Origin of the sequence: Streptomyces sp. NPDC004629 (assembly GCF_042873595.1) — a bacterium.
In the GTDB taxonomy this organism is placed as follows: Bacteria; Actinomycetota; Actinomycetes; order Streptomycetales; family Streptomycetaceae; genus Streptomyces.
Map to the genome: position 1 here is coordinate 209213 of NZ_JBIALO010000004.1, position 25555 is coordinate 234767.

Here is a 25555-nt window from a genome sequence, read left to right on the forward strand (position 1 = left end):
CCCCACTCAGGACCCGAGGATGCAGCAGTGACCGGCAGTGAACGAGGACAGACGATGACGCAGGGGGACTCGGCGGAGACCGGACAGGAAGGCGCCGGCCGCCGCGACACCGGCTTCGGTATCCGGCGTGCGCGCATCCGCCGGGCGTTTCGCATCGCCACCCGGCCGGGGCCCTGGAGGCGCGGCCTGGTGCTTGCGGTGCTGGCGCTGCTGCTGGGCCTGCTCATGCTGCTGCACGCGCAGATCACGGACCGCTGGGGCCTCGGCAGCCTGGTGGAGACCTTCCTGCCGTGGTTCGGCCTGTTCGTTCCGGTGCTGCTGGCCGGGGCGCTCTGGCGCCGCTCCGCCTCCGTGGTGGCCGCGCTGCTGCTGCCGGTCACGGTGTGGCTGAGCCTCTTCGGCGGACTGCTCGGCGACAGGTCCCACCCGGCCAGCGACCTCACCGTGGCTAGCCACAACGTCGACGCCGACAACCCGGACCCGGCCGGCACCGCCCGTGACCTGGCCGTCTCCAAGGCGGACGTGCTGGCGCTTGAGGAGATCACCCCGCGGGCGAAGCCGCTGTACGAGAAGGGTCTGGCGAAGGCGTACCCGTACCACACGGTGCAGGGCACGGTCGGCCTGTGGAGCAAGCTGCCGCTGTCGGACACCCGGCCGGTCGACATCAAGATGGACTACGGGCCGCTGTCGGACACCAAGCCGGTCGACGTCAAGATGGTCTACACCCGGGCGCTACGCACCACGGTGGCCACGGATCAGGGTCCGCTGGCGGTGTATGTGGCCCACCTGGGCTCCGTACGTGTGTTTCCCAGGAACGGTTTCTGGACGGACAGCCGGGACCGCGGTGCGAAGGCGCTCGCCGAGGCCGTCGCCGCCGAGCCGAACGAGCGGGTGGTGCTGCTCGGCGACCTGAACGGCACCATGGACGACCGCGCGTTCGCCGGCATCACCTCGCAGCTGCACTCGGTCCAGGACGCGGCCGGGGACGGCTTCGGCTTCAGCTGGCCGGCGAAGTTCCCGGTGGCACGGATCGACCAGATCCTGGTCCGCGGTGTGAAGCCGCAGAGTTCGTGGGTGCTGCCGGCCACCGGCAGCGACCACCTGCCGGTGGCGGCCGGAATCAGCTGGTGAACACCGCGCGAAGCCGCCGGATCCGTCCCATCGGGCCCCAGGTCGTCGACGCCTCGTGAAGAGCCGGCCCGGCACATATCGTCGGCGTATCGAAAACCGCATACGTGCCGGCAACACCTCGCCCCCTTGACTGGCGGCATGGCCTACAGCGAACCATGCCGAACAGCGGCCCAGTGCCGGTGGCACCCGGGGTGCATCAGCGCGCCGTCCGAGAACGACGACGTGCGGATGGCGGACCGATGAGCCGAACCGCGCACCACGGAGGGGCCGGGGCCGCGGGCGTGCGGCTGACCGTCGGACCGATCAGCGCCGCCGAGCACCTGGCGTTCGTGCGGGCACAGCGGTCGGTCAGCTTCCTGCAGACCCCGGCATGGGCCCATGTCAAGACCGAGTGGCGCAGCGAGTCCCTCGGCTGGTACGACGGCCGGCACCTGGTCGGCGCCGGGCTCGTCCTGCACCGCCCGGTGCCGCGGTTCGAGCGCTTCACGCTGGCCTATCTGCCCGAGGGCCCGGTCATCGACTGGAGCGGCGAGATCGACGCGTGGCTCGACCCGCTGGCGGCCCACCTCAAGGCACACGGCGCGTTCGCGATCCGGCTCGGCCCGCCGGTGCGCACGAACACCTGGAGCGCCGCACAGGTCAAGGAGGGCATCTCCGACCCGGGCAGCCGGCGGCTCACCGAACTGTCCGGCCAGTGGGCCGACCCGGTCGGCGCCCGCGTGACCAGCCGGCTCAGGGACGCGGGCTGGCTGCCGCAGAGCCCGGAGGACGGCTTCGGGGTCGGGCATCCGCAGTTCAAGTACGAGATTCCGCTGGCCGGCAGGACTGAGGACGACCTGCTCAAGGACATGAACCAGCTCTGGCGCCGCAACATCAAGAAGGCGACCAAGGAGGGAGTCGAGGTCACGGTCGGTGAGGACCTGAAGGCGTTCCACGACCTCTACGTCCACACCGCCGAGCGGGACCGCTTCACGCCCCGGCCGCTGCGCTACTTCGAGACCATGTTCGCGGCGCTCAGCGCCGAGGACCCCGAACGGATCAGGCTCTACCTGGCACGCCACCAGGGCGACCTGGTCGCCGCCACCGTCCTGGTGCGCGTCGGCGCCCACGCGTGGTACGCCTACGGCGCCTCCTCCACCGAGAAGCGCGAGGTGCGCGGGTCCAACGCCTGCCAGTGGGCGATGATCCGCGATGCGCTGGCGGCCGGCTGCGACGTCTATGACCTGCGCGGCATCACCCCCACCCTCGACGCCGACGACCCGCACGTCGGGCTGATCCAGTTCAAGGTCGGCACCGGGGGTCAGGCGGTGCGGTACGTCGGTGAATGGGACCTGCCACTGCGGCCGATGGTCTACCGGGCCTTCGACCTCTACATGAAGCGCCGCGGGCGATGAGCCCGGATCTCCTGCTGGGCGGCGCATGCCTTTTGAGGTCAGCGGACGGTTATATATCGTCGGCATATCGAAAACCGCATACGTGCCGGCAACACCATGCCCCGTTGAATTGACGTATGACCTATAGCGAACCAGCCCGAACAGCGGCCCGCCGCACCCGTTCGCCGGTGACTTCTTCTGCCTCGGCCGTCCCGGCAACGGGAATCACGATCTACGGCTGCGAGCAGGACGAGGCCGTTCTGTTCCGGGAGATGGCACCCCGCTTCGGCGTGATACCAATCATCACCGAGGCGGCGGTGTCCGAAGCCAATATTGAACTGGCCTTCGGGAACCGGTGCGTCAGCGTAAGCCATAAGACCCGGATCGCAAATTCCACTCTTCTCGCACTCGGCCAGGCCGGCATCAGGTATATCTCCACAAGGAGCATCGGTTACAACCACATCGATGTGGAATATGCGGACAGTGTCGGCATTTCCGTCGAAAATGTCTCCTACTCGCCCGACAGCGTGGCCGACTATACGTTGATGTTGATGCTGATGGCGGTGCGGAATGCAAAATCCACTGTCCGCCGCTCGGACATGCACGATTACAGGTTGAACGATGCGCGCGGGAAAGAACTACGCGACCTGACCGTCGGGGTCATCGGAACAGGACGCATCGGCGCAGCAGTAGTGGAACGTCTGCGGGGTTTCGGCTGTCGAATACTGGCCCATGACAATCGCCCCAAGATCGCTGTCGATTACCTTCCCATCGATGATTTGCTGCGGCTGAGCGACATCGTGACGCTCCATGCACCGCTTAACGCGGATACGCACCATCTCCTCAATCGTCAACGTATCGAGCGAATGAAGCACGGCGCGTTCATCATCAATACCGGACGCGGTCCGCTGCTCGACACCGAGGCCCTTGTTCCGGCACTGGAAAGCGGCAGGTTGGGCGGTGCGGCGTTGGATGTCCTCGAAGGAGAGGAAGGAATATTCTACGCCGACTGTAGAAACAAACCCATCGGCAGCAAACCGTTGTTGCGACTGCAAGAGCTGTCGAATGTGTTCATCAGTCCGCACACCGCCTATTACACAGACCACGCCCTGAGCGACACGGTCGAAAACTCCATCACCAACTGCCTGACATTCGAAAGCAGGTACCAGCATGGCTAGGTTGAGGGTCGGGATCATATTCGGGGGCTGTTCCGAAGAACACCCCGTCTCCGTCAAGTCTGCGCAAGAGGTCGCCCGGAACCTCGACATCGAGAAGTATGAACCGTTCTATATCGGGATCACGAAGAGCGGCGCATGGCAGCTCTGTGACGGCCCCGAGCCGAATGGGGAGAACAGCAGTTGCCGTCCGGTCGTGCTGTCGCCGGACAGGAGCGTACACGGATTGCTCGTCCTGGAGCAGGGGCGATACCGCGCGATTCGTTTGGACGTCGTGGTGCCCGTTCTGCACGGCAAACTCGGTGAGGACGGTGCGATGCAGGGCCTGCTGGAGCTATCCGGCATCCCCTACGTGGGCTGCGATGTCCAAAGCTCCGCACTCTGCATGGACAAATCCCTTGCCTACATCGTCGCCAGAAGCGCGGGAATCGCCACGCCGAATTTCCGGACCGTCACGGCGAACGAGAACATCGATCCCGACCGGCTCACCTACCCCGTCTTCGTGAAGCCGGCCCGTTCGGGGTCATCCTTCGGTGTCAGCAAGGTGTCCCGAAAAGAGGAACTGCTGAGCGCGGTGGAAACCGCGAGGCAGTACGACTCGAAGGTGCTGATCGAAGAGGCCGTCGTCGGCCGCGAGATCGGATGCGCCATCCTGGGGAACGATCCGGATGTGGTCGCGGGTGAGGTGGATCAAATCGCTCTCTCGCACGGCTTCTTCCGAATCCATCAGGAGAAAGAGCCTGAAAGCGGCTCCGAAAACTCGACGGCAATCGTTCCCGCCGACATTCCGGCAGAGTCGCGATCGCTCGTCCAGAAGACAGCAATGGCCGTATACCGCGCCTTGGGATGCAGGGGACTCTCCCGGGTTGACATGTTCCTCAAGGGCGATGGAGAAGTAGTCCTCAACGAGGTCAACACGCTGCCCGGTATGACCTCGTACAGCCGTTATCCGAGGATGATGGCGGCCGCAGATCTGCCGCTTGCCGAAGTGATCGACCGGATGGTGTCGCTTGCATTGACGGAGAAAAGCCGATGAAAGAGGATTTCGTCTTCGTGGACGAGCTGGTATCCGGCATACGTTGGGATGCCAAGTACGCCACCTGGGACAACTTCACCGGCAAACCCGTGGACGGGTACCTGGCAAATCGAATCGTCGGCACGAGGGCTTTGTGTGCGGCTCTGGACAGGGCGCAAGAAAAGGCCGAATCCCTCGGCTTCGGCCTGCTTCTCTGGGACGGTTATCGCCCGCAACGCGCCGTGGACTGCTTTCTGCGCTGGTCACAACAGCCGGAGGACGGCCGGACGAAGCCACGGCACTACCCGAACATCGACAGAGCCGAGATGTTCGACAGGGGATACGTGGCCGCCGAGTCGGGCCACAGCCGAGGCAGTACCGTCGACTTGACGCTGTATCACCTGGCTACCGGAGACCTTGCTCCCATGGGCGGTGACCATGACCTGATGGATCCAATCTCACATCATGGGGCAAAAGGGATCACGCAAGTCGAAGCGGCAAACCGTCAATATCTCTGCTCCATCATGGATGCCTGCGGTTTCGGCTCGTACGAGTGCGAGTGGTGGCATTACACACTGAAAGGCGAACCCTACCCGGACACCTATTTCGATTTTCCCATCACATAGTGATGCGTGCCCGTGAGCAGACAGTTGGCCAGAGCGAAGGCAGGGCATACCCGATGTACAGGTGATCCGGCGCGTAACTGGCCTCGCGGATCCGCAGCGCCCGCTCGGCCAAGGGCGCCGCAGCCGCATGATCACCGAGGAGGTGTCGGATGCGCGCCAGGGTGGCCAAGTCCGTGGCGATGGCGGGACTGTCCGCCGGCAGACAGGACAACGCCACCGGGTCGGCCGCGGCCGCAATCAGTGTCTCCGTGCTGCCACGGAACAGGTCCAGCGGGATCGGTTCCGGCGCCAGCAGGGCACACAGCTCCAGTAGCCGCATCGCTTGCGGCCGCTCGGTCTCCAGCTTTCGCACGCTGAGCTGCCACAGGGTCGCGACCACTACCGCCGGCCGGTCCGCCGGCTCGCCCAGCGCGATCATGTCCTCCAGCCGCGACGTCAGCAGAGCCAGGTACTCCTCAGGCGCAGTGTGGTTGTAGTCCATGTACCCGGCCGCCTGCTCCAGCGCCAGCGGCAGGTCACCCAGATGCTCAGCGATCCGGTCCGCCACCACTGTGGTCATGGGGGGCGGTTTTGTGAACTTGCCTGCCAGCAGGTCCGACAGCGACGACCGAGTGAGGACCTTGTTCTCGTCGTAGGCCAGCAGCTGCGCCTGGGTGGGTGATCCCGAGGACATGCGCAAGCGCTGCAACCGGCTGACGAACCAGCTTTGTGGTGAACTCGACCCCATATACCCCGCTTTCCTCGACCCCATACACCCCGCTTTCCCTCGTCTCGCTCTCTGGAATCGTCCGGACTTCGGAGTCCAGAAACGTAGCCCATCCAGCGGGGGAGCCCAGCGGATCCGGGCTCCTCCGAGACCGCCGCACCCGAGCGGCGCCACCCCTCAACGTAGACGGGGGCACCAATGCCGCAGCACGTCCCGGCTATCGAAGGAGAAATGCTCACGTCTTCCCACGCGCCTCGGTCGCCGTTGCAGGCAGTGGCGAACGCATATCCGAGAACCTGAATGACCGGGCGGCGCCACAGGCTGCGCGCCAATCATCCGAACCCAAGGGGATCAAGCATGGAACTCAAGGGAAACCTCGTTCGACTCGCCGGTGCCGGCGCGGCAATCGCATTCGGCTCGACGCTGCTGGTCGGCGGCGCAACCTCGGCGCAGGCGGCGCCGGTGAACTACCAGGTGATCAACGGCAACAGCAGCAACTCCTGCCTCCAGGTGAACATCTCGGGAGGCAAGGGAAACCTAGTCCTCGGCAACTGTGACCGGAGCGCGAAGCAGGTGTGGCAGATCAGCGGCGGCATCTTCAGGAACCCGGCATCAGGCCACTGCCTCGACGGAAACGGCGCGGATGTCTACACATACCCGTGCAACGGTGGCGCGTATCAGAAGTGGACGACCACGTCCGGCAGTCCGAAGTCCATCAGGCACAACCAGAGCGGCAAGTACTTGGACGCGAACGGAACGGTCGGGGCCCAGGTCGTCTTCCAGCCCACCATCGGAACGGCATCCCGCTGGGTGATCGACCCGGTGTGATGAATCGGCTGACCCCATGAGTGCGGCGGGCCGTCCCCTCTGGCGGCCCGCCGTCCCGGAAGAAAACGGTGCCTTCGGTCGACACGGCCGGGATCCTCGGGCCACACTTGACGCCGTGCTTCACCAGGCCCGTGCGGGGTGTGCGCGGAGTTCGGCGACCTGGCCAAGGCCGTATCCGGCACGGTCCGCCGGATCGAACCGCGCGAGGCCACGCCCGCGGGCTCGGCCGACGAGTACCGCGAGGAGGACGTCCGGTGAGCGAGTGGTCCTACGCGCACGGCACGAGCGGCACCGCGCTGCTCGGCGACACCATCGGCGCTGATCTGGACCGGGCGGTCGCCGCGTTCGGGGACCGCGAGGCGCTGGTCGACGTGCCGTCCGGGCGCCGCTGGACGTACAACGAATTCGCCGCCGACGTCGACGCACTGGGCTGCGCGCTGCTGGCGAGCGGCGTCGCCAAGGGCGACCGGGTGGGCATCTGGGCGGTCAACTGCGCCGAGTGGGTGCTGGTCCAGTACGCCACCGCCCGGATCGGCGCGATCATGGTGAACATCAACCCCGCCTATCGCACGCACGAGGTCGGGTACGTGCTGCAACAGGCCGGCGTCTCCCTGCTGTTCGCGTCTCTGCGGCACAAGACCAGCGACTACCGGGCCATGGTCGAGGACGTGCGCGGCGCCTGCCCCGAGCTGCGGGAGACCGTCTACATCGGCGACCCGAGCTGGGCGGCGTTCACCGCGCGCGCGGGAGCCGGTCAGCGCGCCGAACTGGCCGCCCGTGCAGCCGAGTTGTCCTGCGACGACGCCATCAACATCCAGTACACCTCGGGCACCACGGGCTTTCCGAAGGGCGCCACGCTCTCCCACCACAACATCCTCAACAACGGTTATTTCGTGGGCGAGTCGATCGCCTACGACGAGCAGGACCGGATCTGCATCCCGGTCCCCTACTACCACTGCTTCGGCATGGTGATGGGCAATCTGGCGGCCACCTCGCACGGGGCGTGCATGGTCATCCCGGCGCCGTCCTTCGACCCGGCGGCGACGCTGACCGCGGTCCAGGACGAGCGGTGCACCTCGCTGTACGGGGTGCCGACCATGTTCATCGCGGAACTGAACCTGCCCGACTTCGCCGGGTACGACCTGTCCACGCTGCGCACCGGCATCATGGCGGGCTCGCCCTGCCCGGTCGAGGTGATGCGGCGGGTGGTCTCCGAGATGCACATGGCGGAGGTCTCCATCTGCTACGGCATGACCGAGACTTCCCCGGTCTCCCTGCAGACCCGGATCGACGACGACCTGGAGCACCGCACGGGCACGGTCGGCCGGGTGCTGCCGCACCTGGAGGTGAAGGTCGTGGACCCGGTGACCGGCGTGACCCGGCCGCGCGGCGCGGCGGGCGAACTGTGCACGCGTGGCTACAGCGTGATGCTCGGCTACTGGAACGAACCCGAGCGGACCGCCGAGGTCGTCGACGCGGGCCGCTGGATGCACACCGGGGATCTCGCGGTGATGCGGGAGGACGGGTACGTCGAGATCGTCGGGCGGATCAAGGACATGATCATCCGGGGCGGCGAGAACGTCTACCCGCGCGAGATCGAGGAGTTCCTGTACGCCCACCCGCAGATCAAGGACGTCCAGGTCATCGGGGTGCCGCACGAGAAGTACGGCGAGGAGGTGCTGGCCTGCGTGGTCCCGCGGGACCCGGCCGGGCCGCCGAGCCTGGCGGATCTGCGGGCCTTCTGCGAGGGCCGGCTCGCGCACTACAAGATCCCGAGCCGGGTGGAGATCCTCGATGCCTTTCCGATGACGGTGTCGGGGAAGGTGCGGAAGGTTGAGTTGCGGGAGATGTTCGGCAGCGCGTGGCGCTCCGCTGGGTGAGGCCGGGTGGGTCGTCGTTTGCCTGTGGGTGCGTTGGGGCTGTGGGGCGGGGTGGTGGGGTTGTCTGTCGGGTGCGGGTTCGTTTGGGCTGGGCGCGCAGTTCCCCGCGCCCCTTTGGGGCGCTGGTCTAGCTGTTGTCTGTTGGGGGCAGGTTGGTGGCGGAAGGGTTGACGGGGTGGGGGGTGCCTGTGGGGGGTAGGACGAACAGGGGGATGCCGAGGGTGTCGGCGCGGTCGCGGGCCTCGGCGGTGTAGCCGGTCAGGGAGAAGTAGACGCACTCCGCCGACTCCGCCATGGCGGTCAGCCACAGGCACTCGACGGCGCGCAGGGAGACCGGTCCGGCCGTCGGGTCGACCTGGGCCAGCAGGCCGCGTGCGGTGAGCCCGATGCCCGACGGCGGTCGCTGGCCGGCGCGGCGGATGTCCCGGTAGCCCAGCCAGCGCAGATAGAGCACGGCGTTGGTGACCGCGTCGCGCGCGGTGCGGATGGTCATGGCCCGGAAGGCCGCCCGGGGCCCGGGACCGGCCGCCGCCGGACCGCCCGCCGCCGGGATCCGCAGCACCGCCCCGCACGGGCACCCCAGTTCCGGTTGCGGCCACTGGTTGGCGCGCCCGCAGGCCGGGCAGCGCACGGTGATCCAGTCGTCGTCCCAGGCCCGGTGTGCGATCACCGTCGGTGCGCCGTCCGGATCCAGCGCGGGGGCGACCGGGGCGCCACAGGTGCAGGGGTACGGCGGGGCGACGTAGATGTGCTCGCGCCGGCAGGCCGGGCAGCGCACCGGCAGGCTCTCGGGCATGACCCTCTCCCACCTTCTCCAAGGCGTCGTGTCGAGGCAGCCGTCCCATCCTGCTCCCGCCGGGCCCGCGTTGTCCGTCGCTTGACGACCTTTGACCCCCCGCCTACATTGATTTCAGATCGTAGAATTTATTTTCCGTCATTCGGAAGAAAGTGAGTGCGCTCGCCGGGGGCGCGACGGGAGTACGCATCCGACAGCCGAAGCAGGAGTACTCGATGGCTCGTATGACCGCTGCCCGCGCGGCAGTTGAGGTCCTCAAGCGCGAGGGCGTCACCGACGCCTTCGGCGTGCCGGGCGCGGCGATCAACCCCTTCTACGCGGCGCTGAAGTCCGCGGGCGGCATCGCCCACACCCTCGCCCGCCATGTCGAGGGCGCCTCGCACATGGCCGAGGGATACACCCGCACCAACGCCGGCAACATCGGTGTCTGCATCGGCACTTCGGGCCCGGCCGGCACCGACATGATCACCGGCCTGTACTCGGCCATCGGCGACTCGGTCCCGATCCTGTGCATCACCGGCCAGGCCCCGACCGCGGTGATCCACAAGGAGGACTTCCAGGCCGTCGACATCGCCTCGATCGCCGGGCCGGTCACCAAGATGGCCGTCACGGTGCCGGCGGCCGCCCAGGTCCCGGGCGTCTTCCAGCAGGCCTTCCACCTGATGCGTTCCGGCCGCCCCGGCCCGGTCCTGATCGATCTGCCGGTCGATGTCCAGCTCACCGAGATCGAGTTCGACCCGGAGACGTACGAGCCGCTGCCGGTCTACAAACCGGCCGCGACCCGCGCCCAGATCGAGAGGGCCCTCGCGCTGCTCAACGAGTCCGAGCGGCCCCTGATCGTCGCCGGCGGCGGTGTCATCACCGCGGACGCCTGCGAACTCCTCGTCGAATTCGCCGAGTTGACCGGCATCCCGGTGGTGCCCACGCTCATGGGCTGGGGCGTCATCCCCGACGACCACGAGCTGAACGCCGGCATGGTCGGCCTCCAGACCTCACACCGCTACGGCAACGCGACCTTCCTGGAGTCGGACTTCGTCCTCGGCATCGGCAACCGGTGGGCCAACCGTCACACCGGAAAGCTGGACGTCTACACGGCCGGGCGGAGGTTCGTCCACGTCGACATCGAACCCACCCAGCTCGGCAGGATCTTCGCACCGGACTACGGCATCGCCTCCGACGCGAAGGCGGCCCTCACCCTGTTCGTGGAGGTCGCCGGGGAGCTGAAGGCGGCCGGCCGGCTGCCCGACCGCTCCGACTGGGCCGCCGCCGCGCAGGAGAGGCGGGCCAGGCTCCAGCGCCGTACGCACTTCGACGACATCCCGATCAAACCGCAGCGCGTCTACGAGGAGATGAACAGGGCCTTCGGGCCGGAGACCCGGTACGTCTCCACGATCGGCCTCTCGCAGATCGCCGGCGCCCAGATGCTGCATGTGTTCCGGCCGCGGCACTGGATCAACTGCGGTCAGGCGGGCCCGCTGGGCTGGACGGTGCCGGCGGCGCTCGGCGTCGCGCGGGCCGACCCGGAGGCGTGCGTCGTCGCCCTCTCCGGGGACTATGACTTCCAGTTCATGATCGAGGAACTGGCCGTCGGTGCCCAGCACAAGATCCCGTACGTTCATGTCCTGGTGAACAACTCCTACCTGGGACTGATCCGCCAGGCGCAGCGCGCGTTCGACATCGACTTCGAGGTCAGGCTGGAGTTCGAGAACATCAACTCGCCCGAGTTGGGAGTCTACGGCGTCGACCACGTCAAGGTCGCCGAGGGCCTGGGCTGCAAGGCGATCCGGGTCACCGACCCGAACGAGCTGGGTGCGGCGTTCGAGTCGGCCAAGAAGCTCGCCGCCGAGCACCGGGTGCCGGTTGTGGTCGAGGCGATCCTGGAGCGCGTCACCAACATCTCCATGTCGGTCACCAACGACATCGGCGACGTCGTCGAGTTCGAGGAGATCGCTACCGAGCCGGGGCATGCGCCTACGTCTATCCGGACGCTGAAGGTGTGACGGGCGCGGTGCGGCTTCGGCGGGGGCGGCTACTCACCGTTGTGTCGTAGGCGGTTGCCGGGTGCGGGTGTGTTGTGGCTGGGCGCGCAGTTCCCCGCGCCCCTTTGGGGTGGTGTCCTCGCGTTGAATCCTTGGCGTCGTGCGGCTTTGGCGGGGGCGGCTGTTCACCGTTGTGTCGTAGGCGGTTGCCGGGTGCGGGTGTGTTGTGGCTGGGCGCGCAGTTCCCCGCGCCCCTTTGGGGTGGCCCGACTGCCCGTGCCGCAGCGGGCTTCTGCTGTGGGGTCATGCTGAGCCGCAGCTGAAGCCGCCTCCGCCGCTGCCCCAGGACTGGCGCAGCTCGCGTTCTGTGGTGCCGGCACGGCCGACTAGGCCCGCCTCCCGTGCGAACCGGGGCGCCAGCTTGGTCAGGGCCGCGTCGCCGTGCACCGCGACCAGCAGCAGCTTGTCCTCGGCCGACAGGCCCGACCTGCGGGTCGGCAGGGGGTGCCGGGCGCGCAGCTCCTTCATCAGGCGGCGCGCGGCGCGGGTGCGACCGGGCGGGAAGGCCCGGAGGAGACCGGCGGCGGTGAGGTCACCGCCCAACTCGGTCAGGGCCGTGCGCACCCCCTGCCGGTCCAGCAACTGCCGTATGCCCGCGGGCCGGTACAGCGCGGCGTGCACCGCTTTGGTGAGCGGCACCGTGATCCGGCCGTCGGCCGTCCCCGACGCCTGCATGGTGCCGGCCCGGCCCGCGCCGACCGCGCCCCGCAGATGCAGATCGAGCACGGCGACCGTCACGGCGGCTCGGCGTCCGCCGCGTATCCGTGCGATCTCGTGCGGCTCCGGCGTCGTCGTGGTGTTCCTGTCCATCGCACCCCCCGTGCGGGCGGGCCCGCCGCCCCCGTGCCGGCGGGCCCCGCGTGCCTGGAAGGTGCCCGCAGGCGGGGGTGGTCGAAGCATCGTGCGGCGCTGTTCAGAGGTTGATTTGAGGTTGGCGTAGCCCGGGTACGCCGGGGGCGGTAGGTGCCGCGCCGTCCCGGGTGCTGCGTGCCGCCGGGTTACGGCTCGGGCTCCGACAGCCCCGGCCAGTCCTCCGGTCCGCCGCCCAGCCACTCGACGAGGTTGCTGTCCTCGACCTCGATCCGGTCCAGGTCGGCCATGCGCAGGATCTCGATCACGTCGTCCAGGTGCGAGGCGACACCCAGCGTCACCTCGTCCTCGGTGACCCGCCGGGAGCCGTCCAGCGCCGGAGGGTGCACCACGATGCGCGGATGCTCGGTCGGTGGTTGCGTCATGACTTCAGCCTCCTGCGCGCCGACCGGATCCGCACCCCCGAGCACCCCGCCCCACCGACGGCGCGCGGCCGGACGCGACAGGACAGGGGCCGGCGGCGCCCCCGGAGGCGGGGATCCGGCTCAGAGCCGGGCGCCCGACAGTCGCTCCACGCCCCGCAGCAGGGCCGAGTGGTCCAGGCCGCCGTCGCCCTGGGCGCGCAGGCCGGCGACGAGTTGGGCGACCACGGCGCCGACCGGCAGGACCGCGCCGACGGCTCGGGCCGCGTCCGTGACGATGCCCATGTCCTTGTGGTGCAGATCGATGCGGAAGCCCGGCTTGAAGTCGCGGTTCAGGAAGGCGTCCTTCTTGCGTGCCAGCACGGTGGAGCCCGCGAGCCCGCCGCCCAGGACGTCCAGCGCGGCCCCGAGGTCCACGCCCGACTTCTCCAGGAAGACGACGGCCTCGGCGCACGCCTCGATGTTCACGGCGACTATCAGCTGGTTGGCGGCCTTCACGGTCTGGCCCGAGCCGTGCGGGCCGCACCGCACGATGGTCCGGCCCAGCGCTTCGAAGACCGGCTTGGCGGCCTCGAAGTCCGCCTGCTCGCCGCCGACCATGATGGACAGCACGGCCTCGACCGCGCCGGCCTCGCCGCCGGAGACCGGGGCGTCCAGGACGCGGATGCCCCGGTCCCGCGCCGCCTTCGCCAGGTCGATCGAGGTCTGCGGGGTGATCGAGGACATGTCGATCAGGAGTGTGCCCGGCCGCGCGTTCTCCAGGATGCCGTCCGGGCCGTAGGCGACCGCCTCGACCTGCGGGGAGGCGGGCACCATCGTGATGACCACGTCCGCGTCCCGCACCGCCTCCGCGACCGAGCGGGCCGCGGTGCCGCCGGCGGCGGCGAGCCGGTCCAGCTTCTCCGGCTCCAGCGTGTAGCCGGTGACCCGGTACCCCGCCTTGAGCAGGTTCTCGGACATGGGCGACCCCATGATGCCGAGGCCGATCCAGGCGACCGCCGGACGGGCGGAGGCCGCACGGGTGGACTCTGCACGGGCGGCGGGGGCGGAATCCGCAAGGGTGCTCATGGTGAGGGTGCCTCTCTGACGGCGGTGCGTGTCGGGGGTTCAGCGCGCTGCGCGCGGGAGCCACTCGAACGCCTCGGCGCTCGGGCGGTCGCCCGGCTTGTACTCCAGGCCGACCCGGCCCTCGTAGCCGGCCTTCCCCAGCTGGTCGAGGAGGTCCGCCAGGGGGAGCGAGCCGGTGCCCGGGGCGCCGCGGCCCGGGTTGTCGGCGATCTGCACATGGCCGGTCCGTGCCGTGTAGCGCTCGATGACAGCGGGCAGGTCCTCGCCGTTCATGGACAGGTGGTACAGGTCCATGAGGAACCGGGCGTTGCCGAGGCCCGTCGCCGCGTTGACCCGGTCGACGACGTCGACCGCGGCCGGCGCCGAGACCAGTGGATACCGCGGCGACTCGGTCCGGTTCAGCGCCTCGATCAGCAGGATCGCGCCGATCCGGTCGGCCGCGCGGGCCGCGAGCGCCAGGTTCTCCAGGGCCAGTGCGTCCTGCTCGGCCGGGTCCACGCCCGCGATCCGGTTGCCGTACAGGGCGTTGAGCGCCGTGCAGCCCAGGGACGCGGCGAAACCGGCGGCCACGTCGATGTTGGCGCGGAACCTGTCGGACTCCTCGCCGGGGACGGACAGCGCGCCGCGGTCGGGTCCGGGGAGCCGGCCGGCGTAGAAGTTCAGGCCGGTGAGCCGGACACCCGCGTCCTCGATCGCCTTGCGCAGCCCGTCGAGCGCGGCGGGCCCGGGGGTGGCGGAGTCGACCCAGGGCCACCACAGCTCGACCTCGCAGAAGCCGGCCGCGGCGGCGGCCGTGGGACGCTCCAGGAGCGGGAGGTCCGTGAAGAGGATCGACAGGTTGACGGTGAAGCGCTGGTCTGCGAATCCCATCGGGGCCGCGCCACCTTCCCTTGATTTCATATTGCGGAAGTTTATTTCTTCTTTATGGAAGGCTGCTCCCCGTGGTGGGTGCTTGTCAAGGCCGGGGGCCGTCGGTCCGGGTGTCCGTTAGGGTCGTCCCACAGGGACGGGGCGAGCGATGCCATGGGGGCACAGTGCGATTGCGAGTCGAGTTCACGACGGAACCCTTCGACCTCGACGAGGTCCCGGCGCACGCGGTCGTGGCCCGCGAGGTCATCGAGACGGCCGAACTGGACGCGGTGGACGTCGGCCCGTTCGGCAACACGGCGGAGGGTGCGGCCGACGCCGTGCTCGGTGCCGTGGACGCCCTGCTGCGCAAGTCGCTCGACGCCGGTGCCACGCGGATCTCGCTCCAGGTCAACGTGATGAGGGAGGGCGGCAATTGACCGGGGACGACCCGTTCGTCGCGGCGGTGAAGCCGCTGGTCGACGCCATGGGCGGGCAGATGGTGCCGCCGGACCTGGCGGGTCCCGACGACGTCGTGCTCTCCTGGCAGGGCGTGGACGTGGTGGCCGTACGCCTGCCGCAGCTCGCCGACTCCCTGGATCACATTCTCGCCGCGATGGAACGCAAGCAGGGCAGGCCGCTGGCCGACCTGGACCGCAAGGCCAAGCAGGAGGTCGTACGGGTACTGGAGGCGCGCGGCGCCTTCTCGGTGCGGCACGGGGTGGAGACCGTCGCCGGCGCCCTGGGCGTCAGCCGCTTCACCGTCTACAACTACCTCAATCGCGAGAAAAATACCTGATCAGGGCCTTGATCCAGGCCGCGGGCCGGGTTCCGGCCGCGGGAAGCGGGGCGGCCCCCGTCCGGTGATCGGGAGGTGACTCTTCGTCCCTCCGAATTTTCAACAAAGTGTTGACGCGGTGTGGCGCAGGGCGTTAGCTGGCCGCAGCCCGATCCGCACGAAGGCCGCTCGCGGCCCACGGAGGCTCCCGTGACGTCGACCGACACGCCCCCGGGTCTGGCCCGGTTCAACATCCTGGAGGAGCGCACGGCCCGCGCCGCCCTGCACGAGGTGTGCGCCAGCGAGGCATGGGTCGGACAACTGCTCGCCCACCGGCCCTACGCCACCGTCGACGACCTCCGCGCCGCCGGCGACGCCGCCACGGCCGCGCTGAGCGCCGGGGATCTGGCGGAGGCGATGGCCGGGCACCCGCCGATCGGCCGGCCCACGCCGGGCGATGCGACCTCCGTCCGGGAGCAGCGCGCCATGGCGGGCGCCGCCGCGGAACTGAAGGCCGAGATGTTCGAACTGAACCTGGCCTACCAGGACCGGTTCGGCCATGTGTTCCTCATCTGCGCCACGGGGAAGACGGCCGAACAGATGAGGGACGCGGTCAAGGAGCGGATCGGCAACACGCCCGAGCAGGAGCGTGAGATCGTCCGCACCGAACTGGGAAAGATCAACCGCATCCGACTGTCCCGACTCGTCGAAGAGGACGCCTGAGCATGACCACGAGCACCGCCGCCGCACCGCGAGGCCCGGTGTCCACACACATTCTGGACACCGGCATCGGCCGCCCCGCCGAGGGCGTCGCCGTCCGGCTGGCCGCCCGCGCCGGACGCCACGCGGACTGGCGGCCGCTCGGCGGCTCCGTGACCGACGCGGCCGGCCGGTGCAGGGACCTGCCGGCGCTGCCGGAGGGAACCACCCATGTACGGCTCGACTTCGAGGTCGAGGCGTACTTCGAAAACAGCGCGAACAGCGCGAACAGCGCGAAGAAGCAAGCCGATGCGCAGCAGGACGCCCCCGCGAATCGGGACGGCGGAGCCGGTGTGTTCTTCCCGGAGGTGGCGATCACCTTCGCCGTGCAGCCCGGGGAGCACTACCACGTACCGCTGCTGCTCGCCCCGTTCGGCTACTCCGTTTACCGAGGGAGCTAGCACAGATGCCCATCCTTGGACAGAACCAGTACGGCAAGGCCGAGAACCGGGTCGTACGCGTCACGCGGGACGGCGCGACGCACCACATCAAGGACCTCAACGTGTCGGTGTCGCTGAGCGGCGACATGGACGAGGTCCACTACTCCGGCTCCAACGCCAACGTCCTGCCGACCGACACCACCAAGAACACGGTGTACGCGTTCGCCAAGGAGTACGGCATCGACTCCGCCGAGCAGTTCGGCATCCGCCTCGCCCGGCACTTCGTGACCTCGCAGGAGCCGATCCACCGGGCCCGCGTCCGCATCGAGGAGTACGCCTGGGAGCGCATCGAGCACTCCGGGAAGGGCGCGCACTCGTTCGTCCGCACCGGCCAGGAGACCCGGCTGACCCAGATCACCTACGACGGCTCCCGCTGGGAGGTCGTCTCCGGTCTGAAGGACCTGACGGTGATGAACTCGACCGACTCCGAGTTCTGGGGCTACGTCAAGGACAAGTACACGACGCTCCCGGAGGCCTACGACCGCATCCTGGCCACCGAGGTCCGCGGGCGCTGGCGGTTCAACTGGAGCCACGACGACCAGGAGACGCCCGACTGGGAGACCTCCTACCGGGAGACGAGGAAACACCTGCTCCAGGCCTTCGCCGAGACCTACTCCCGCTCCCTGCAACAGACGCTGTACCAGATGGGCGCCCGCATCATCGACCACCGCGGCGAGATCGACGAGGTCCGCTTCTCGCTCCCCAACAAGCACCACTTCCTGGTCGACCTGGAGCCGTTCGGGCTGAAGAACGACACCGCCGACGGAGCCGACGGAGCCGTTTACTTCGCCGCCGACCGCCCGTACGGCCTGATCGAGGCCACCGTGCTGCGGGACGGGTGCGAGGCGCGGATCCCGGTGGACCTCACCAACCTGTGACGCGACTGAGAGGACGAAGCATGGCATCCGGGCGCATCGTCATCGAGAACGCCGCGATCGCGACCGTCGACGCGCACGACACCGAGTACGCGGACGGGCACGTGGTCATCGCCGGCCACCGTATCGAGGCGGTCGGCGCGGGCCGGGCCCCCGAGGGCCTGCCGGACGTGGTGCGCCGCATCGACGCCGGCGGCCACCTCGTGACCCCGGGCCTGGTCAACACCCACCACCACTTCTACCAGTGGATCACCCGCGGCCTGGCCACGGACCACAACCTGTTCGACTGGCTGGTCGCGCTGTACCCGACCTGGGCGCGCATCGACGAGCCGATGGTGTACGCGGCGGCCCAGGGCTCGCTGGCGATGATGGCCCGCGGCGGTGTGACCACCGCGATGGACCACCACTACGTCTACCCGCAGGGCTCCGGCGACCTGTCCGGGGCGATCATCCGTGCCGCCCGCGAGACGGGCGTCCGGTTCACCCTCGCCCGCGGCTCGATGGACCGCGGCCAGAAGGACGGCGGGCTGCCGCCGGACTTCGCCGTCGAGACCCTCCAGGACGCCCTCACCGCGACCGAGGAGACCGTCCGCCTGCACCACGACGCCTCCTTCGACGCCATGACCCAGGTCGCCGTCGCGCCCTGCTCGCCCTTCTCCGTCTCCACCGAACTCCTCAAGCAGGGCGCCGAACTGGCCCGCCGGCTCGGCGTGCGCCTGCACACCCACGGCTCGGAGACGGTCGAGGAGGAGAAGTTCTGCCACGAACAGTTCGGCATGGGCCCGACCGACTACCTGGAGTCCACGGGCTGGCTCGGCGAGGACGTGTGGATGGCGCACTGCGTCCACATGAACGACTCCGACATCGCGGCCTTCGCCCGGACACGGACCGGCGTCGCGCACTGCCCGTCCTCCAACGCCCGCCTCGCCGCCGGCATCGCCCGCGTCCCCGACCTGCTCGCCGCCGGCGTCCCGGTCGGCCTCGGTGTCGACGGTACGGCCTCCAACGAGTCCGGCGAACTCCACACCGAGCTGCGCAACGCCCTGCTGATCAACCGCCTCGGCGTCCATCGCGAGGCCGCGCTGAACGCCCGCCAGGCGCTGCGGCTCGGTACGTACGGCGGCGCCCAGGTGCTGGGCCGCGCCGACCAGATCGGCTCGCTGGAGCCGGGCAGGCTGGCCGACCTGGTGCTGTGGAGGATGGACACCCTCGCCCACGCCTCCATCGCCGACCCGGTGACCGCGCTGGTCTTCGGCGCGGCGGCCCCGGTCACCGCCTCCTTCGTGAACGGCCGGCAGATCGTGCAGAACGGGCGGCTGCTGCATGTCGACGAGGATGCCGTCGCCCGGTCCACCCGGGCCGAGGCCCGGCGCCTGGCACGGCTTGCCGCGCAGGGCTGACCGGGCGAAGCGCCGGCCGGGAGGGACGGCTCCCGGCCGGCCGTCGTGGACCCCGGCGGCAGCCTACCCGGCGGACGGGCTGCTCGCGGAGCGGCAGCGGCAGGCCCGCCGGGTACGCGGCGAGCCGTCCTCGGGGTACACGGCCGAACCCGCGCGCCCGGACATCTCGACGCGGCCGCGTCGCCGCGGTCCTGCTCTTGACAGGGTCGCCGGGAAATGGAGCGTGCAGATCCTCGTCGCGGCGGCGCACGGGCCCATCCGGTTCACTGAACTGGAACGCTCCATCGAAGGCATCAGCCGCCGCATGCTCACCCTCACCCTGCGCAACCTGGAGCGCGACGGCCTGGTCACCCGGACCGTGCATCCGACGGTGCCGCCAAAGGTGGAGTACCGACTGACGCCGGTCGCCCGCGAGTTGCACGAGACGCTGCAACAGCTGACGGACTGGGCCGAGCGCCACCGCGGCCACATCGCGCAGGCGCGGGCGGCCTACGACGCCGAGCACCGACCGGAACTGCTCGACGCGTAGGCCGCGCACGGGCCCGCCGCGCGGCGTGAGTTCGCTACAGTCCGAGTGGGCCGAGGTCCGTCGCCAGCTCCTTGAAGACCTCCCGTGGATCGGCGACCAGCTTCCGCAGCTTCAGGTCGAGGATCCCGCCGACCGCGCTGATCTCGGCGGCCACGGTGCCGTCGGTCTTGCGTATCGTCTGCAGGATCCGGAACGTCTTGCCACCGCTCCACTCGAACGCGCAGGTCACATCGACCTCGTCACCGGCGAGCAGCTCGCGCAGATAGCGGATTCTGGTCTCCAGCGCGACCGGGCCCACGCCCTGTCCGACGAGCCGGGTCTGGCTGACCCCGACCGCCTGGAGCAGCGACCAGCGGGCGTGCTCCGCGTAGTTGAGGTACACCGCCTGATTGAGGTGTCCTTGGACATCCGTCTCGTATCCGCGGACGGTCACCCGGACGGAAAACGGCTCGCTCACGGTTGGCCTCTCTCGTGTATGACGCCCTGATGTCTCCGATCCTGGCACGCCCGCCTCACACCCGGCGCGGCGAGGCCAGTACATAGCGCTCACGCGTCCGCGGCTGCGTGTACTCGCCGGCCTGCCAGCCCGCTCCCTCCAACGTGGCCGCGTAGGCCCGCAGTGCCCCGGCGTCCGGCGCGTACACCGCGACCGCCTCCGGCTGCGGGGTCGCCCGCACCCGGTACCCATGGGTGTCCGGCCCGGCCGGGCGGTGGCCGGCCGCCTCAAGGGCGAGCGCGGCGGCCCGCACCAGATGGGCGCGTTCCCAGCCGCAGGGCCGGTCGGCGGCCCCGTCGGGGTTGGTCATCCGGCGCAGTTCCAGCAGGCCCTGCCAGGCGCTGTGCACCTCGCGCGCCCGCGCGGGTCCGGACGCAGCGCCGGCCTCTTCCGCGCCGCCGACGCGGGTCGCGAAGACCCCGCCGTCCGCGGCGGGCGCGCCGGCCGGCGCGGTGGGCCCGGCGGGGGCGGGGGCCGCTGCGGACGGGCCCGCGGCCGCCGCGGCCGTCTCGCGCAGGCGGTGCCCCGCGGGGGTGAGGAAGTGGTCGTGCGGCGGACGCGGATGCCGGAAGGCGAGCCCCCGCTGGACCAGCGCGGCGAGCTGCGCCTCCGTGCCCCGCAGCCGCCCGGTGACCGGGTCGGCGGCGTCGATCACGCGCCGTTGCGCGGCGGTCGGCGGTCGGGTCACGGCCTGCTCCTCCCCGGTGGTCGTAGGCTGCGAAGAGCCGGTGGCCGGCTCCTTCGCAGCCTACGGCCCGGGTACGACAGCGGGCCTGCCGCGGGCGCCGGGCCCGCACCGCCCGGTGTCGGGTGTCAGGGGTCCGGCCGCAGGTTCCAGCCCGCGACGACCGGCCGGTCGTGCTCGGTGCCCAGCCGGCACAGCGTCCCCGTGGCCAGCAGGAACAGCGCCCCGTGCGGGGCCGGAAGGCCGAGCCGGCGCGCGGTGAGGACCCGCAGGAAATGCCCGTGCGCGACGAGGAGCACGCCCTCGGCGCCGGCGAGCGCGGCGTCCACCTTGGCCAGCACCCGGTCGGCCCGCTCGCCGACCTGCCGCGGGCTCTCCCCGGGGTGGTCCGGCGGGCCCGGCGCCACCCCGTCCGTGAACAGGAACCAGCCGGGCCGGGTGCGGTGGATGTCCGCGGTGGTGACCCCCTCGTAGCCCCCGTAGTCCCATTCGTGCAGGTCGGCGTCGACGCGTGCGTCGCCCACGCCGATCAGCTCGGCGGTCTCCCGGGCCCGTTGCAGGGGGCTGACGAAGGCCGCGCCGATCCGCTGCGAGCGCACCAGCGGGACCAGTCTGCGCGCCTCGTTGCGGCCGTGCTCGGTCAGCGGCACGTCCGTCCAGCCGGTGTGCCGTCCGGACCGTGACCACTCGGTCTCACCGTGCCGGACGAGAAAGAGGTCACCCACCTGCCCACCTTTCCCGCGCGTCTTCTCGCACCGTGGCACGGGAGGCCGGCGGCCGCAGGCGCAACTGGTCCGTACGGCGCTCGGGCGGCACCCGCGGGCGTGGGCGGTCACTGCCGGTAGCCGCCGAGGAAGCGCCCGATCCGCCCGATCGCCGCCTCCAGGTCGTCCGCGTGCGGCAGAGTGAGGATCCGGAAGTGGTCCGTGGTCGGCCAGTTGAACCCGGTGCCCTGGACGACCTGGATCTTCTCGCGGAGCAGCAGGTCGAGGACGAACTTCTCGTCGTCGTGGATCCGGTGCACCTTGGGGTCGAGGCGCGGGAAGGCGTACAGCGCGCCCCTGGGTTTTACACAGGACACGCCCGGGATCTCGTTGAGCCGTTCCCAGGCCACGTCCCGCTGCTCCCGCAGTCTGCCGCCGGGTGCGGTCAGTTCGCGGATGGACTGGCGGCCGCCGAGGGCGGCCTGGATCGCGTACTGGGCGGGCGCGTTGGCGCACAGCCGCATGGAGGCCAGCATCGTCAGGCCCTCCAGATAGTCCTTCGCGTGCTGCTTCGGGCCGGTGACCACCAGCCAGCCCGAGCGGAAGCCGGCCACCCGGTACGTCTTCGACAGCCCGCAGAAGGTGAGGACGACCAGGTCGGGGGCGAGCGCGGCGGTGGAGTGGTGGACGGCGTCGTCGTAGAGGATCTGGTCGTAGATCTCGTCGGCGAAGACCATCAGGCCGTGGCGGCGGGCGAGGTCGAGGATGCCCTCAAGGATCTCCTTGGGGTAGACGGCCCCGGTCGGGTTGTTGGGGTTGATGACGACCACGGCCTTGGTGCGGTCCGTGATCTTGGAGGCCATGTCGGCCAGGTCCGGGTACCACTCCGCCTGCTCGTCGCACAGGTAGTGGACCGGTGTGCCGCCCGACAGGGTGGTCACCGCCGTCCACAGCGGGAAGTCCGGTGCCGGTACCAGGATCTCGTCGCCGTCCTCCACCAGTGCCTGGACGGCCATCGACACCAGTTCGGAGACGCCGTTGCCGAGGAAGACGTCGTCGACGCCGACCGCGAGGCCCTGGTTCTGGTAGCGCTGGGCGACCGCCCGGCGGGCGGAGAGGATGCCGCGCGAGTCCGTGTAGCCGTGCGCCTGCGGCAGCATCCGGATCATGTCCTGGAGGATTTCCTCCGGTGCCTCGAAGCCGAACAGCGCGGGGTTGCCGGTGTTCAGGCGCAGCACGCTGTGACCCGCCTCCTCCAGCGCGTTGGCGTGCTCGATCACCGGGCCGCGGATCTCGTAACAGACCTCGCTGAGCTTGTTCGACTGCCGGAACTCCATGCGCCGCTTCCCCTCAGATAACTGGTGTTGCTTGGTTTTACCAAGTGAGAGCTTGGAAAGTCCAACAACATGTCTAGACTGCGTCGCATGTCACCTCGCCGAAGCTACGACCAGTACTGTTCCGCCGCCCGCGCGCTCGACCTCGTCGGCGACCGCTGGACCCTGCTGATCGTCCGGGAGCTGCTGGCCGGCCCGCGCCGCTACACGGACCTGCACGCCGATCTGCCGGGGGTGAGCACGGACGTACTCGCCTCACGGCTGAAGGACATGGAGCGGGACGGGCTCACCACCCGCCGCAGACTGCCCCCGCCCGGCGCCGCCCACGTCTACGAACTGACCGGACGGGGGCGGCAGTTGCTGCCGGTGCTGCACGCGCTCGGCGCGTGGGGGCAGTCCGAGCTGGCGGAACGCAGACCCACCGACGCGGTGCGCGCGCACTGGTTCGCGCTGCCGCTGCTACGGGCGCTGGACGGCGAGGGGCTGGTCGAAGTCCACCTGGAGGAAGGGGACTTCCATCTGTACGCAGGCCGCGAGGAGGGGCCGGTGTACGGCGAAGGGCGGGCCCCCGCGGAACCCGACGCACGGCTCGCGATGGACACCGGGACGTGCACGGACATCGCCCGCGGCGCGCTCACGCTGCGCGACGCGGTACGGGCCGGGCGCGTCGCCGTCACCGGGGACGGCACGCTCGCCAAGGCGCTGCGGGAGGCCTAGCGACACGGAAGGCCCGCCGCGGCGGGCCTACCGGGGGTCAGGCGCCCGGCGGCACCCGGGGCGGCCGTCCCGTGCCACGGGTCAGCGCGTATCCGCCGATGCCGGCGAGCGCGGCCAGCACGCCGCCCACTCCGGTCCACACCCAGCGGTCCGACCACCAGCCGGACGACCAGCCGTCGTCGGGCTCGATGCTGGACAGCACCGCCGACTTCACCGACCCGTCCTCGCCCGGATCCGCGGTGGCGTCCGACGCCACCGAGATGCCGGGAACCAGCGGCTCGGCCAGCGAGCCGTCCACCGCGGCCGAACCGCCGATCTCCTTGGACCCGACGCGGACTTCGGCGCTCACCGGCAGACCCAGCTCGGCCGGGGCGGCGTTCACCACCGTCAGCCGGACGTAGTAGGTGCCCGGCAGCGGGTCGTTCGCCCACGGCTCCGACCAGGCCCGTACCGTGCGCAGCACACACGCCGTCTCGACGGTGGCGGCGCCCTCTGCCGCGGTGCGGGTCTGGGCGCCGTACTGGCAGGACTGGCGGCGGCGCAGGCCGTCGTACACGTCCAGCTGCCACGTCTGGGCGCCGTGCGCGTCGGGCAGCTTGACCGTGGCCCTGACGTCGGGGCGCTGCCCGGCGTCCGCCGGGAACGACCAGTACAGGTAGTCGCCCGTGGAAGCGCTCGCGGTGGCCCGTTCGCCCTGCTCGATCTCGGTCGCCGTACGGAACGACGTCCCCGCCCGGGTGGGCGCGCCGCCGTCGTCGGAGGCGCCCGGCGACGGGGAGGAGTCGGCCGCGGCGGAACCCGCGGCCAGCCCGAGCGCCAGCAGGGCGCCGCTCAACACCTGTGTGATCCGCATCAGTTGGTCCTCCAGACCGCGACACGCCAGCGCGAGAGCCAGCCCCACAGCACACCGGCGACAAAGCCGGTCAGCACCAGCGCGCCGAGCAGCCACCAGCCGCGGCCGAGACCGAAGGCGGCCACGTCGCTCGCCCCGCTCGGGCCGTCCACGACGTCGATGGTCAGCTCCAGCGGCAGCCCCGGCGTCGTCTTCACCCCGGCGGCCACCGAGAAGGAGTTGGTGACCTGGAGGCAGACCGGCTCGGCGGTGGCGGTGTCGTCGTCGCTCTCCGGCTTCGGATAGCGCAGGCCCGTCGAGAGGACATCCGTACGGCCGTTGCCCGCGGCCTCGCCGCGCACGATCTCCCGGCCGTGCACCGTGACGGCCCGCAGCAGCACCCCGTAGTCGGGGTTGACGGCCCGGTCCGCGGCCACGCTCACCGAGGCGCGCAGCTCCTGGCCGGGGTTGACGTCCACCTTGTACCAGCGCTGCTGCCCGAACTCCTCGCGGTCCGTGTACAGCCCGGCCTTCAGTGCGGGTGCCTTAGCGCACTCGGCGGCCCCCTCGGCCGCCACCGGTGTCACCACCGGTTCCGCTGCGCGGTCCACCAACTCGCCGACCCGGTCGCTGAGTTCCTCCTCGTGCTGCACGGAGGTGTAGGTGCCGCCGGTGGCGTCCGCGATGCAGATGAGCTGGTCGCGGGTCTTGGCGTCGGGCACCAGACCGAGGGTGTCGATGGTCAGCCCGATGCCCTTGGCGGCTATCTCGCGGGCCACCTCGCACGGGTCGAGCGGCGGGCAGGTGTCCTCGCCGTCGGTGATCAGGACGATACGGCGGGTCCCCTCGCCGCCGTCGAGGTCGCCTGCCGCCTGCCGCAGCGCGGGCCCGATCGGCGTCCAGCCGGTCGGCACGAGCGTCGCCACCGCCGTCTTGGCCTCGGTCCGGTCCAGCGGGCCCACCGGGTAGAGCTGTTCGGTGTCCTGGCAGCCCTGCCCCCGGTCGTCGCCCGGGTAGTTGGCGCCCAGGGTGCGGATGCCGAGCCGCACCTCCTCGGGTGTCGCGTCGAGCACCTCGTTGAACGCCTGCTTGGCCGCGGCCATCCGCGACCCGCCGTCGATGTCCCGCGTACGCATGGAACCGCTGACGTCCAGCACGAGTTCCACCTTCGGAGCGGCCTGGTCCGTCTCGTCGGCGACCGCTTTGGCCGGGAACGCGATCCCGGCCGTCAGGGCGGCGAGCAGGGCGCAGACTCCCGCCGCCAGCCGTTGTGTTCTGATCATCGGCGGAT

The 25555-nt window shown here is 70.1% G+C and carries 28 protein-coding genes; 16 read left to right on the top strand and 12 right to left on the bottom strand.

Annotated elements, in window-relative coordinates:
* Positions 1-54: 54 nt before the first annotated feature.
* From ACFYTE_RS08030 to vanX, 5 genes are all read left to right on the top strand, one after another.
* Positions 55-1131: an endonuclease/exonuclease/phosphatase family protein gene (locus ACFYTE_RS08030; protein ID WP_388706398.1), complete on the top strand. Its 1077-nt coding sequence runs from the start codon at positions 55-57 to the stop codon at positions 1129-1131.
* 239 nt (positions 1132-1370) lie between these two features.
* A complete protein-coding gene (locus ACFYTE_RS08035) occupies positions 1371-2525 on the top strand; it encodes a lipid II:glycine glycyltransferase FemX (RefSeq protein WP_388706401.1) in 1155 nt (384 codons plus the stop codon).
* Positions 2526-2641: 116 nt separating this feature from the next.
* Positions 2642-3682, top strand: coding sequence for a D-lactate dehydrogenase VanH (vanH, locus tag ACFYTE_RS08040; RefSeq protein WP_388706404.1), 1041 nt, complete (start codon positions 2642-2644; stop codon positions 3680-3682).
* Positions 3675-4715: a D-alanine--(R)-lactate ligase VanA-Sc gene (vanA-Sc, locus tag ACFYTE_RS08045; RefSeq protein WP_388706407.1), complete on the top strand. Its 1041-nt coding sequence runs from the start codon at positions 3675-3677 to the stop codon at positions 4713-4715. The genes vanH and vanA-Sc overlap by 8 nt, the downstream gene beginning before the upstream one ends.
* Positions 4712-5320, top strand: a complete 609-nt coding sequence (gene vanX, locus ACFYTE_RS08050) for a D-Ala-D-Ala dipeptidase VanX (protein ID WP_388706411.1) — start codon at positions 4712-4714, stop codon at positions 5318-5320. Before vanA-Sc ends, vanX begins: the two co-directional genes overlap by 4 nt.
* Here vanX and ACFYTE_RS08055 read toward each other — a convergent pair.
* Positions 5313-6047 (bottom strand): hypothetical protein, encoded by a 735-nt coding sequence (locus tag ACFYTE_RS08055; protein ID WP_388706414.1) that lies wholly within the window; start codon positions 6045-6047, stop codon positions 5313-5315. The two genes, vanX and ACFYTE_RS08055, sit on opposite strands and share 8 nt — an antisense overlap.
* Positions 6048-6383: 336 nt before the next feature.
* On the opposite strand from ACFYTE_RS08055, the gene ACFYTE_RS08060 reads away from it, so the two are divergent.
* On the top strand, positions 6384-6854 hold the full coding sequence (locus ACFYTE_RS08060) for a ricin-type beta-trefoil lectin domain protein (RefSeq protein ID WP_388706417.1): 471 nt from the start codon (positions 6384-6386) through the stop codon (positions 6852-6854).
* A 254-nt stretch (positions 6855-7108) separates the two neighbouring features.
* Complete coding sequence (locus ACFYTE_RS08065; protein ID WP_388706420.1) at positions 7109-8734, top strand: AMP-binding protein; 1626 nt, start codon at positions 7109-7111, stop codon at positions 8732-8734.
* Between the two features lie 127 nt (positions 8735-8861).
* On the opposite strand, the gene ACFYTE_RS08070 is transcribed toward ACFYTE_RS08065, so the two are convergent.
* Positions 8862-9530: a hypothetical protein gene (locus ACFYTE_RS08070; protein ID WP_388706423.1), complete on the bottom strand. Its 669-nt coding sequence runs from the start codon at positions 9528-9530 to the stop codon at positions 8862-8864.
* A 215-nt stretch (positions 9531-9745) separates the two neighbouring features.
* On the opposite strand from ACFYTE_RS08070, the gene gcl reads away from it, so the two are divergent.
* A complete protein-coding gene (gene gcl, locus ACFYTE_RS08075; protein ID WP_388706426.1) occupies positions 9746-11530 on the top strand; it encodes a glyoxylate carboligase in 1785 nt (594 codons plus the stop codon).
* Between the two features lie 282 nt (positions 11531-11812).
* On the opposite strand, the gene ACFYTE_RS08080 is transcribed toward gcl, so the two are convergent.
* From ACFYTE_RS08080 to ACFYTE_RS08095, 4 genes are all read right to left on the bottom strand, one after another.
* On the bottom strand, positions 11813-12379 hold the full coding sequence (locus ACFYTE_RS08080) for a TIGR04222 domain-containing membrane protein (protein WP_388706429.1): 567 nt from the start codon (positions 12377-12379) through the stop codon (positions 11813-11815).
* A 188-nt stretch (positions 12380-12567) separates the two neighbouring features.
* Positions 12568-12804 (bottom strand): hypothetical protein, encoded by a 237-nt coding sequence (locus tag ACFYTE_RS08085; RefSeq protein WP_388706435.1) that lies wholly within the window; start codon positions 12802-12804, stop codon positions 12568-12570.
* A 120-nt stretch (positions 12805-12924) separates the two neighbouring features.
* Entirely contained in the window at positions 12925-13869 is a 945-nt protein-coding gene (locus ACFYTE_RS08090; RefSeq protein WP_388706437.1) for a 2-hydroxy-3-oxopropionate reductase, read from the bottom strand.
* Between the two features lie 39 nt (positions 13870-13908).
* Entirely contained in the window at positions 13909-14739 is an 831-nt protein-coding gene (locus tag ACFYTE_RS08095; protein WP_388706440.1) for a TIM barrel protein, read from the bottom strand.
* A gap of 164 nt (positions 14740-14903) precedes the next feature.
* Here ACFYTE_RS08095 and ACFYTE_RS08100 point away from each other — a divergent pair, with 164 nt between their 5' ends.
* From ACFYTE_RS08100 to ACFYTE_RS08130, 7 genes are all read left to right on the top strand, one after another.
* A complete protein-coding gene (locus ACFYTE_RS08100; protein WP_388706443.1) occupies positions 14904-15155 on the top strand; it encodes a hypothetical protein in 252 nt (83 codons plus the stop codon).
* A 47-nt stretch (positions 15156-15202) separates the two neighbouring features.
* Positions 15203-15514, top strand: a complete 312-nt coding sequence (locus ACFYTE_RS08105; protein ID WP_388706797.1) for a helix-turn-helix domain-containing protein — start codon at positions 15203-15205, stop codon at positions 15512-15514.
* 189 nt (positions 15515-15703) lie between these two features.
* Positions 15704-16216, top strand: a complete 513-nt coding sequence (gene uraD, locus ACFYTE_RS08110) for a 2-oxo-4-hydroxy-4-carboxy-5-ureidoimidazoline decarboxylase (RefSeq protein ID WP_388706446.1) — start codon at positions 15704-15706, stop codon at positions 16214-16216.
* 2 nt (positions 16217-16218) lie between these two features.
* Positions 16219-16653: a hydroxyisourate hydrolase gene (uraH, locus tag ACFYTE_RS08115; RefSeq protein ID WP_388706449.1), complete on the top strand. Its 435-nt coding sequence runs from the start codon at positions 16219-16221 to the stop codon at positions 16651-16653.
* Between the two features lie 5 nt (positions 16654-16658).
* Positions 16659-17570 carry a factor-independent urate hydroxylase gene (pucL, locus tag ACFYTE_RS08120; protein ID WP_388706452.1) on the top strand — a complete coding sequence of 304 codons (912 nt, stop codon included), beginning with the start codon at positions 16659-16661 and terminating at the stop codon, positions 17568-17570.
* Positions 17571-17590: 20 nt separating this feature from the next.
* Complete coding sequence (locus ACFYTE_RS08125; RefSeq protein ID WP_388706456.1) at positions 17591-18967, top strand: 8-oxoguanine deaminase; 1377 nt, start codon at positions 17591-17593, stop codon at positions 18965-18967.
* Positions 18968-19130: 163 nt separating this feature from the next.
* Positions 19131-19496, top strand: a complete 366-nt coding sequence (locus ACFYTE_RS08130; RefSeq protein WP_388706799.1) for a winged helix-turn-helix transcriptional regulator — start codon at positions 19131-19133, stop codon at positions 19494-19496.
* A 34-nt stretch (positions 19497-19530) separates the two neighbouring features.
* On the opposite strand, the gene ACFYTE_RS08135 is transcribed toward ACFYTE_RS08130, so the two are convergent.
* The 4 genes from ACFYTE_RS08135 to ACFYTE_RS08150 all read right to left on the bottom strand — a co-directional run bounded on the left by ACFYTE_RS08135 (position 19531) and on the right by ACFYTE_RS08150 (position 22718).
* Positions 19531-19953 (bottom strand): acyl-CoA thioesterase, encoded by a 423-nt coding sequence (locus ACFYTE_RS08135; RefSeq protein WP_388706458.1) that lies wholly within the window; start codon positions 19951-19953, stop codon positions 19531-19533.
* Positions 19954-20008: 55 nt separating this feature from the next.
* Complete coding sequence (locus tag ACFYTE_RS08140; RefSeq protein ID WP_388706461.1) at positions 20009-20680, bottom strand: hypothetical protein; 672 nt, start codon at positions 20678-20680, stop codon at positions 20009-20011.
* Positions 20681-20805: 125 nt separating this feature from the next.
* Positions 20806-21402 (bottom strand): histidine phosphatase family protein, encoded by a 597-nt coding sequence (locus ACFYTE_RS08145; RefSeq protein ID WP_388706463.1) that lies wholly within the window; start codon positions 21400-21402, stop codon positions 20806-20808.
* Between the two features lie 107 nt (positions 21403-21509).
* A complete protein-coding gene (locus ACFYTE_RS08150) occupies positions 21510-22718 on the bottom strand; it encodes a pyridoxal phosphate-dependent aminotransferase (RefSeq protein ID WP_388706466.1) in 1209 nt (402 codons plus the stop codon).
* Positions 22719-22805: 87 nt separating this feature from the next.
* Here ACFYTE_RS08150 and ACFYTE_RS08155 point away from each other — a divergent pair, with 87 nt between their 5' ends.
* Positions 22806-23432 carry a winged helix-turn-helix transcriptional regulator gene (locus ACFYTE_RS08155; protein WP_388706468.1) on the top strand — a complete coding sequence of 209 codons (627 nt, stop codon included), beginning with the start codon at positions 22806-22808 and terminating at the stop codon, positions 23430-23432.
* 37 nt (positions 23433-23469) lie between these two features.
* Here the strand turns inward: ACFYTE_RS08155 and ACFYTE_RS08160 are convergent, their stop codons facing one another.
* Entirely contained in the window at positions 23470-24285 is an 816-nt protein-coding gene (locus tag ACFYTE_RS08160; protein WP_388706471.1) for a hypothetical protein, read from the bottom strand.
* Positions 24285-25547, bottom strand: a complete 1263-nt coding sequence (locus ACFYTE_RS08165; protein WP_388706474.1) for a VWA domain-containing protein — start codon at positions 25545-25547, stop codon at positions 24285-24287. Before ACFYTE_RS08165 ends, ACFYTE_RS08160 begins: the two co-directional genes overlap by 1 nt.
* Positions 25548-25555 lie beyond the last annotated feature (8 nt).

What these genes read in the sequence shown, in the direction of transcription:
- ACFYTE_RS08060 (WP_388706417.1), top strand. Translation starts at nt 6,384, where the DNA reads ATGGAACTCAAGGGAAACCTCGTTCGACTCGCCGGTGCCGGCGCGGCA.
- vanX (WP_388706411.1), top strand. Translation starts at nt 4,712, where the DNA reads ATGAAAGAGGATTTCGTCTTCGTGGACGAGCTGGTATCCGGCATACGT.
- ACFYTE_RS08085 (WP_388706435.1), bottom strand. Translation starts at nt 12,804, where the DNA reads ATGACGCAACCACCGACCGAGCATCCGCGCATCGTGGTGCACCCTCCG.
- ACFYTE_RS08155 (WP_388706468.1), top strand. Translation starts at nt 22,806, where the DNA reads ATGTCACCTCGCCGAAGCTACGACCAGTACTGTTCCGCCGCCCGCGCG.
- ACFYTE_RS08105 (WP_388706797.1), top strand. Translation starts at nt 15,203, where the DNA reads ATGGGCGGGCAGATGGTGCCGCCGGACCTGGCGGGTCCCGACGACGTC.
- ACFYTE_RS08080 (WP_388706429.1), bottom strand. Translation starts at nt 12,379, where the DNA reads ATGGACAGGAACACCACGACGACGCCGGAGCCGCACGAGATCGCACGG.
- uraH (WP_388706449.1), top strand. Translation starts at nt 16,219, where the DNA reads ATGACCACGAGCACCGCCGCCGCACCGCGAGGCCCGGTGTCCACACAC.
- ACFYTE_RS08055 (WP_388706414.1), bottom strand. Translation starts at nt 6,047, where the DNA reads ATGGGGTCGAGTTCACCACAAAGCTGGTTCGTCAGCCGGTTGCAGCGC.
- vanH (WP_388706404.1), top strand. Translation starts at nt 2,642, where the DNA reads ATGACCTATAGCGAACCAGCCCGAACAGCGGCCCGCCGCACCCGTTCG.
- ACFYTE_RS08125 (WP_388706456.1), top strand. Translation starts at nt 17,591, where the DNA reads ATGGCATCCGGGCGCATCGTCATCGAGAACGCCGCGATCGCGACCGTC.
- ACFYTE_RS08160 (WP_388706471.1), bottom strand. Translation starts at nt 24,285, where the DNA reads ATGCGGATCACACAGGTGTTGAGCGGCGCCCTGCTGGCGCTCGGGCTG.
- ACFYTE_RS08035 (WP_388706401.1), top strand. Translation starts at nt 1,371, where the DNA reads ATGAGCCGAACCGCGCACCACGGAGGGGCCGGGGCCGCGGGCGTGCGG.
- ACFYTE_RS08150 (WP_388706466.1), bottom strand. Translation starts at nt 22,718, where the DNA reads ATGGAGTTCCGGCAGTCGAACAAGCTCAGCGAGGTCTGTTACGAGATC.
- ACFYTE_RS08090 (WP_388706437.1), bottom strand. Translation starts at nt 13,869, where the DNA reads ATGAGCACCCTTGCGGATTCCGCCCCCGCCGCCCGTGCAGAGTCCACC.
- gcl (WP_388706426.1), top strand. Translation starts at nt 9,746, where the DNA reads ATGGCTCGTATGACCGCTGCCCGCGCGGCAGTTGAGGTCCTCAAGCGC.
- ACFYTE_RS08095 (WP_388706440.1), bottom strand. Translation starts at nt 14,739, where the DNA reads ATGGGATTCGCAGACCAGCGCTTCACCGTCAACCTGTCGATCCTCTTC.
- vanA-Sc (WP_388706407.1), top strand. Translation starts at nt 3,675, where the DNA reads ATGGCTAGGTTGAGGGTCGGGATCATATTCGGGGGCTGTTCCGAAGAA.
- ACFYTE_RS08165 (WP_388706474.1), bottom strand. Translation starts at nt 25,547, where the DNA reads ATGATCAGAACACAACGGCTGGCGGCGGGAGTCTGCGCCCTGCTCGCC.
- pucL (WP_388706452.1), top strand. Translation starts at nt 16,659, where the DNA reads ATGCCCATCCTTGGACAGAACCAGTACGGCAAGGCCGAGAACCGGGTC.
- ACFYTE_RS08070 (WP_388706423.1), bottom strand. Translation starts at nt 9,530, where the DNA reads ATGCCCGAGAGCCTGCCGGTGCGCTGCCCGGCCTGCCGGCGCGAGCAC.
- ACFYTE_RS08030 (WP_388706398.1), top strand. Translation starts at nt 55, where the DNA reads ATGACGCAGGGGGACTCGGCGGAGACCGGACAGGAAGGCGCCGGCCGC.